This is a genomic window from Pseudomonadota bacterium (genome assembly GCA_018823135.1).
GTDB lineage: Bacteria > Desulfobacterota > Desulfobulbia > Desulfobulbales > CALZHT01 > JAHJJF01.
In genome coordinates, this window is sequence record JAHJJF010000040.1 from 1 (window position 1) to 6,938 (window position 6,938).

Genomic DNA, 6,938 nt, shown 5'->3' on the forward strand with positions numbered 1-6,938 from the left:
CTGCGGCCATTCTTGATGAGCTTTTCAGTAATCGTCGGCAGGTTCTTGATTCCCATGTAAAAAACCAGGGTGCCGATCCCGGTGGCAATTTTATCCCAGGCAATGTTGCTGGTTTCTTTGGTGGGGTCTTCATGCCCGGTGATAAAGGCGACGGAGGCGGTATAGCCCCGGTGGGTAATCGGGATCCCGGCATAGGTTGCCGCAGCAGTGGCTGAAGTGACGCCGGGCACAACCTCAAAGGGGATGCCGTGCTTGACAATTTCCTCGATCTCCTCGCCACCCCTTCCGAAAATAAAAGGATCACCGCCCTTGAGGCGCACGACGCGTTTTCCGGCAAGAGCCCGGTCAACAAGCATCTGGTTGATTTCTTCCTGGGTATGGGTATGTTTTGAACCCCCTTTTTTTCCGGCATAAATAAATTCCGCGTCTTTGGGAACGTGCTTCAAAAGTTTTTTACTGGCAAGATAGTCATAGATGACAACTTCCGCCTTTTCCAGGAAACTCAAACCTTTAACAGTAATAAGATCCGTATCGCCGGGACCGGCGCCCACCAGATATACTTTGCCTTTTTTCTGCTGCACGGAACCGCCTGTTACTTCATTTGTCATTTTTCCGCCTGTATCAAACGCGGTTCAGATACAACAAAAAAACCGCGTAAAAATTGTCTATGCTTATTTATTTGTTACTATTCCGCGTAATGCCGAACTAGCTAAAAACCCTTGAACTATAACTGTTCGGCAGTGCTCCATATGTTCGCAGATAAGCGCAGACTTCGAGCAGGATGGCCAGCTATACATCTGTATGCTGGACGGCATGATCGTGGACAGGTAAGCGAGCCTGCGAGACTCCGTATGGGGTGCTGCCGGACAGTTTTCTATATATCTTTATTTGACGTCGTTGCCATACACTTCCGAAAGGATTTCCTTGGCTCCCAGATCCAACAGGGCCTCGGCAAGTTCAACACCCATTTCCTTTGCCTTGGAAGGATCAGCGCTTGCCTTCTTCTTCAACACGATGCCACCATCGACTGCCGCAACAAGACCGGTGAGATGCAATGTATCGCCCACCAGTTCTGCAAACCCGGCAATGGGTACCTGGCATCCTCCTTCAAGGCGCTGCAGAAAACCGCGCTCAGCATGGACCGCATAGGTGGTTTCCTGATCATTGAGGAATGCCAGGCCATCCAGTAATTCCTGATCAGCAATCCGCAACTCGATTCCCACTGCACCCTGAGCCACTGCCGGCAGCATTTCTTCGGCAGTAAAATACGATCTGGCCCGATGGCTCAAACCCAGACGATTCAATCCGGCCGCAGCAAGGATGATCGCATCATACATCCCTTCATCAAGTTTACGAAGACGCGTATCGAGATTGCCGCGCAGATCCTCGATACGCAGGTCGGGACGGGCGACGGTGAGTTGCGCTCTGCGCCTGAGACTGCTGGTGCCGACTTTTGCACCCTGCGGCAGGTCCTGGAGGGTCTCATATGTATTCGAGATAAATGCATCATGGGGATTTTCACGCTTGGTGACGATGCCGATATGCAGACCATCCGGCAGATCAGAGGGCACGTCTTTCATGCTGTGCACGGCAATGTCTATCTCGCCGCGCAGCATGGCTTCTTCGATTTCTTTGACAAAAAGGCCCTTTCCACCAACCATGGCAAGGGGCACATCAAGAATCTTGTCGCCCTTGGTGATGATCTTGACCAATTCAACAGTGGTGTCCGGGTATTGCGCTTCAATCAGGCTTTTGATCAAGGTACTCTGGGCCAACGCCAGCAGGCTTGCCCGGGTTCCGATCTTAATTGTTTTCTGCATTAATCTATTCCTTCAGGTAAAATTCTAAACTTCTATCTCTAATCAGCGCGATGCACCCTGTAAAGGATTACAGGGGGAGGCAGATGCTGTGCCATGTGATCGCTTACAATCAGCAGGTACTGCAGCTTCCGCCTGCACATCCAGAACATTTGGAAGATGAACCGCCGGAAGATTCACTTGATCTGCCACTTCCTCCGGAACGGTGCGAAAAGGCCGACATCAGCTTTTCCAGGTCTTCACTCTCACATTTGGGGCAGATTGGTTTATCACTGCCCATTACCAGTGTTTCAAACTCTTCGCCGCAGGACCGGCATCTAAAATCATATAAAGGCATTTTCTGATGGCGTCGTAAAAAAAATCGATCTGCTGTGTCGCACCCCAAGGGCACTTCCTGCAGGGCGTCTCGGGTACGAAAAATGCTCGACATACCAAATGTATGCCTCCGCTTCTTCGACACCAATACTCCCCGGAGTCTCACCTGCGGGTCGCTTACCTGCATATCAAATTTTTTACTTAGCCCTCCTTCTTTGGGACTAAGGACTTTTCGAAGTCTACGCTATCTAAAAGTCTGTTTAATTATTGATCCGGCCCAGGACGGCTGCTATTAGCAACGGAATCATCAGTTCATGGTGCCCGGTAATATTAAATCCTTTGCCGCCGGCTGCAGTGGGCCGGTTCACGACGTTGGTCATGGGTCGGTATTGCCTGATAAAATCAAAATTGGCGGTGGTGAAGGTATTCACCTGATGACCATGATTGCGGACCACGGTGAGGGCTTTTAAAAAAACTTCCGGAAGGATAACCGCCGAACCGATATTCAGATACACCCCCTGATCAAGATCAGCCACCATGGTGCAGAATCTCTTGAAATCCTGCATGCTGGTTTTGCCGATTGCCGCACCGTCCGCCGTTGGATGGATGTGTACAATGTCTGTACCCAGCGCCACATGAACGGTTACCGGGATGTTCAGCCGGTACGCATTGGCCAGCAGACTCATATTATTATGGGGAAAATCATTTTTCACCAGATACTCGCCCACAGCCTCCCCCAGGCCTTTATCCTTTTCCGCACCCAGGCGAATGGCTTCATTGATGATTTCGCCGGTCTCTTTTGCAGCGCCGAATGCCCCGGAGCCGATGACCTGCTCGACTTCCTCGGAGGTCTGCCCGGAGATGGCGATTTCCGTATCATGGACAATACAGGCGCCGTTCATTGCCAGGCCGGTGATCACCGACTTTTCCATGAGATCGATGAGCAGCGGGTTAAGCCCGACCTTGATAACATGGGCTCCCATGCCGACGATCACGGGTTTTCCAGCAAGATGCGCCTTGGCAATCCTTTCGACAAGATCCGGGAAATCAACCCCCATGAGCTGTGCAGGCAAGGATTGCAGATATTGCTCAATGGTTGCACCGGCGGTAAGCGGTTTGGCAAAATGGTCAATAGTCACCTTGCTTGGCCGGTCATGAATCGAATAGGTTTTAAGACCATCGAGATTAAAGGGCTTGATATCCTTCATGCACGGTCTCCGCCAAAAATCGCTTCTTCAACCAGCTGGCAGATAAGGTGAATAGCCCAGATATGAGACTCCTGAATATTTGGCGTAAAACTTGTGGGCACATTCAGGCATAAATCCGCTTTATCAATCAATATGCCGCCGGTACCGCCGGTGAGCACCGCGGTGTAAATCCCCATGTCCATCGCCGTTTCAACAGCCTTGACGACGTTTGGTGAATTACCGCTGGTGGAAATACCCAGGGCCAGATCGCCTTTTTTGCCCAGGGCCTGGATCTGTTTTACAAAAATATCATCATAGGAAAAGTCATTACTAATGCTGGTGATAACTGAAGTGTCGGTGGTCAGGGCAATTGCCGGAAGAGGGGCGCGGTTAATCAGAAAACGATTAATGAATTCAGCCGCCATATGCTGGGCATCTGCGGCGCTGCCGCCGTTTCCGAAGATAAGCAGTTTTCCGCCCTCATGCATGGTGGCAATGATTTTTTCGACAAGGGTAATAATGTTTTTGCCCTGGTCTTTGGCAAATGCCTCTTTTGCGGCTATGGATTTTTTCAGGCTGTCTTGTAATTTTGCTAACATGGGTGATACCAGGGATCTTTAATATTATTTATGGATCTAAACTCTTTTCCGCCTGCACATCATAAAACAACTGAAAATTCTTCAGGGCTATACTATTTTTAAGAGGGCAATATACTGTAAAAATAAATGGATTTCTTTAATTTATTCAAAATAAAGGATCAATTGCCAAGGCAAAGGAACATATTATAGGCGGTGGTCAATGTCAATATTGTTTGAGCACTTTACGTGCAAGCCTTTTTTCTAAACAGAAAAAATCGAATTTTTATGGAATCAATACTCAACATAAATTAATATAATCATTCTTTAATATAACATTGAGCAAAGGAGAAATTCATGGCACCAAAATGCGTCTATCTGCCCGATGATCAGCGAATTACTCATTGGTATAATATCATTCCTGAAATCCCAAACGGCCTGAAACCTCCCCTTGATCCTGAAACCAAGGAACCCATGGGCCCGGAAAAATTATCAGTACTCTTTCCCATGGGTCTTCTTGAACAGGAAATGAGCGACCAGCGGCTCATTGCAATCCCTGAAGAAGTTCAGGAGATATATCAGATCTGGCGTCCTTCACCTCTGGTGCGCGCCACAAACCTTGAAAAGGCCCTTGGCACCAAGGCAAAGATCTATTTCAAAAATGAAGGGGTTTCTCCTTCCGGCAGCCATAAAACCAACAGCGCCGTGGCCCAGGCCTATTACAATAAACAAGAAGGGGTCAAGCGGCTTGCCACGGAAACCGGCGCCGGGCAATGGGGCAGCGCCCTTGCCTTTGCGGCGCATAAATTCGGTCTGGAATGCATGGTCTATATGGTCCGGGTTTCCTATGATCAGAAACCCTACCGCAAAAGCATGATGAATACCTATGGCGCCAGTATCGTTGCCAGCCCCAGCAACACCACCAACTACGGCCGGTCGATTCTTGCAAAAGATCCTGACACCCCGGGATCTCTGGGAATTGCGATCAGTGAGGCATTAGAAGATGCCGCTTCACGCGACGACACCAAATACGCCCTTGGTTCGGTGCTGAACCATGTGATCCTGCACCAGACGATCATCGGCCTTGAAGCAAAAAAACAGATGGAAATGATCGGCGAATATCCTGACGTTGTTATTGGTTGCTGCGGCGGCGGCTCCAATTTTGCCGGGATCGCCATCCCGTTCATCACCGACAAACTTGAGGGGAAAAAAATTCGCTTCGTAGGCGTTGAGCCGACTTCCTGCCCGACACTGACCCGCGGCCTGCTTGCCTATGATTTCGGCGATACGGCGCAAATGACGCCGCTTTTGTATATGTATACTCTGGGACATGACTTTATCCCGCCGGGCATTCATGCAGGAGGCCTGCGCTATCACGGCATGTCACCGATTCTGAGCGCCCTGGCCCGGGAAAAACTGATTGAGCCGGTAAGTGTTCCGCAGCTTGAATGCTTTAAGGCCGGCGTGCTCTTTGCCCAGACCGAGGGTATTATTCCTGCGCCTGAGACCTGCCATGCAATTAAAAGCGCCATTGACGAGGCAATGATCGATAAGGACGATCCCAAAACAATTCTTTTTAATTTTTCCGGACACGGTCTGCTGGATCTTGCAAGCTATGATAAATATTATGCAGGCGATCTCCATAATTATGAATACCCGGCTGAAGCAATTGCCGCGGCAACAAAGAACCTTCCGAAAGTTTGATGCGCCTGCATTTTAAAACAACACATGGTCCTTTCCAGCACGGAAAAGCCCATGTGTTTTTTCAGTACTGTTCAGCCTTATTTCTTCTGCTTTTGTTCCTGACGCCTGATCCGACTTATGCCAATGATTCCATCACTTCTTTGATTGATAACGGTGGGGTAATCCTCACCAGAAACAAGACAATTATCAAATCACATAATCCCGAGGCCCTACTCATCCCGGCAAGCATCTGGAAAATTGCCACGGCCTTAACCGCATTTGATCTTTTGGGCGAAAATTTCCGTTTTCAGACCCGTTTTTTTACAAACGGCAGCGGCGATTTAATCATCCAGGGAATGGGCGACCCGTTTCTCATTTCTGAAGAAATCCCCCTGATACTTGAGGCCCTCACATCAAGAGGTCTTACTCAGATAAACGACATCATCGTTGACACCTCTCTTTTTGATTTGACCAATATCGTAGACGGCAGCCTTAATTCCCAGAATCCTTACGATGCTGCAAACAGCGCCCTGGCAGTGAATTTCAACACGATAAACATTGAGGTTATGGAGAACGGCATAATCCGCTCTGCCGAACCGCAGACACCATTATTGCCGATCATGAAAAAACTCGGGGCAGATTTACAGCCGCCGGGGATGCACCGGATCAACATTGCACAGAATTCTGCAGACAGTATTGCCTTAACAGGAGAACTGTTCCGCGCCTTCCAGCAGATAATAGGTATTGCCGGCCACGGCGTCATTCGCCTCGGCAAGGCCCCGGAGCAGGCTGAACCAATGTATGCACATACTTCCAGCAAGACGCTTGCAGAAATCATTCCGGAGTTGCTGCTCTACTCCAACAACTTCATTGCCAACCAGATCTTTCTGATCATGGGCGCAAAGCAGTTCGGCTATCCTGCCACCTGGGAAAAGGGCCGGAAAGCCATGAGCGGCTATCTCAGCGAAAAAATCGGTCTTATGGATTATGATTTCACCTGCCAGGAGGGTTCCGGGCTATCCAGAAAAAATCTGATTACCGCAAGCGCCATGCTTAAAATCTTAGAAAAGTTTAAACCTTATGCCGAGCTGCTGCCGACCAGGCATGACATTCGGATGAAATCGGGAAATCTGCAAGGCATCTACTCCTATGCCGGATATTTTGAAGCCAGAGGCCAACTCGATCCCTTTGTGGTGATCCTCAACCAGCAAAGAAACAACCGCGACAAAATACTCAATGATTTCAAAAAGGTACATGAGTCGTCAGAACAATAACGCTCCTAGTCTTCAAGCGTCATCAAATCTTCCTTACCGAACTGATATGCCGAATTACAGTGATGGCAGCGGATTTCCAGAGGGAAC

General features: G+C 49.1%; 7 protein-coding genes. 2 read left to right on the forward strand and 5 right to left on the reverse strand.

Features of this window, described 5'->3' with window-relative positions; genetic code table 11:
* From cobA to KKE17_03435, 5 genes are all read right to left on the reverse strand, one after another.
* Nucleotides 1-608: uroporphyrinogen-III C-methyltransferase (cobA, locus tag KKE17_03415; protein MBU1709033.1), on the reverse strand; the 608-nt coding region annotated here is incomplete at its 3' end.
* A gap of 276 nt (nt 609-884) precedes the next feature.
* Nucleotides 885-1,820 carry a hydroxymethylbilane synthase gene (gene hemC, locus KKE17_03420; protein MBU1709034.1) on the reverse strand — a complete coding sequence of 312 codons (936 nt, stop codon included), beginning with the start codon at nt 1,818-1,820 and terminating at the stop codon, nt 885-887.
* A 109-nt stretch (nt 1,821-1,929) separates the two neighbouring features.
* Nucleotides 1,930-2,154: a zinc ribbon domain-containing protein gene (locus tag KKE17_03425; GenBank protein ID MBU1709035.1), complete on the reverse strand. Its 225-nt coding sequence runs from the start codon at nt 2,152-2,154 to the stop codon at nt 1,930-1,932.
* A gap of 238 nt (nt 2,155-2,392) precedes the next feature.
* On the reverse strand, nt 2,393-3,340 hold the full coding sequence (locus KKE17_03430; GenBank protein MBU1709036.1) for a hypothetical protein: 948 nt from the start codon (nt 3,338-3,340) through the stop codon (nt 2,393-2,395).
* Nucleotides 3,337-3,918 (reverse strand): D-sedoheptulose 7-phosphate isomerase, encoded by a 582-nt coding sequence (locus tag KKE17_03435; protein ID MBU1709037.1) that lies wholly within the window; start codon nt 3,916-3,918, stop codon nt 3,337-3,339. The genes KKE17_03430 and KKE17_03435 overlap by 4 nt, the downstream gene beginning before the upstream one ends.
* Before the next feature lie 333 nt (nt 3,919-4,251).
* Here KKE17_03435 and KKE17_03440 point away from each other — a divergent pair, with 333 nt between their 5' ends.
* Together KKE17_03440 and KKE17_03445 are read left to right on the forward strand one after the other, a co-directional pair.
* On the forward strand, nt 4,252-5,598 hold the full coding sequence (locus tag KKE17_03440; GenBank protein ID MBU1709038.1) for a TrpB-like pyridoxal phosphate-dependent enzyme: 1,347 nt from the start codon (nt 4,252-4,254) through the stop codon (nt 5,596-5,598).
* Nucleotides 5,598-6,851, forward strand: a complete 1,254-nt coding sequence (locus tag KKE17_03445; GenBank protein MBU1709039.1) for a D-alanyl-D-alanine carboxypeptidase — start codon at nt 5,598-5,600, stop codon at nt 6,849-6,851. Before KKE17_03440 ends, KKE17_03445 begins: the two co-directional genes overlap by 1 nt.
* The last annotated feature ends 87 nt before the right edge of the window (nt 6,852-6,938 follow it).